The sequence below is a fragment of the Bartonella sp. MU37NMGALS genome (assembly GCF_042194015.1).
Lineage (GTDB): Bacteria > Pseudomonadota > Alphaproteobacteria > Rhizobiales > Rhizobiaceae > Bartonella > Bartonella grahamii.
Genome location: NZ_JBHIML010000151.1, coordinates 1 through 590 on the forward strand (window position 1 = coordinate 1; position 590 = coordinate 590).

Consider the following 590-nt stretch of genomic DNA (forward strand, 5'->3'; position numbering starts at 1 on the left):
GTGAACTCGGTCATTTGCACGTGAATTATGAAACTGTAGAACCTTATCCAGTGACCTTTAAAAAGGGTAATCCAAAAGTTACAGAGATCTCTAATCCCGAAAAATTCTATTACGTTACAGAAATGAAATTCGCTGGGAATAGTAAGGAAAAAGATAAATCGATTGTTTTTTATAACAGCAATATCACAATAACAGATATCCCTCTTGAAGCTTATGAGTATATCGTCAATGGTAAACCCGCTCTTGAATGGGTTATGGGGCGTCAGTGTGTAAAGACTGATAAAAAGAGTGGTATTGTGAATGATGCTAATCGCTATGCTGTTGAAACTGTTGGCAACCCTGCTTATCCATTAGAGTTGTTTCAGAGGGTTATTACCGTAAGTTTGGAAACAATGAAAATCGTGAAAAAACTACCAAAATTAGAAATAATAGAAACTGAATAACTTAAAAGCATGCTCACATTATAGGCATGCTATCTTACAAGGGGTATAGATTTATAACTGTAATCTATATCTCTCTTGTTAAGTTGATTAGATACAATCTTTAAAAAGAGTGCTTATATGCGTTATTCTAAAAAGAAATCATTTGCA

The 590-nt window shown here is 33.7% G+C and carries 1 protein-coding gene; it reads left to right on the top strand.

Features of this window, described 5'->3' with window-relative positions:
- On the top strand, nt 1-443 hold a 443-nt coding region (locus ACFIJP_RS09650), incomplete at its 5' end, for a type ISP restriction/modification enzyme (protein ID WP_375627211.1).
- Between the last annotated feature and the right edge of the window lie 147 nt (nt 444-590).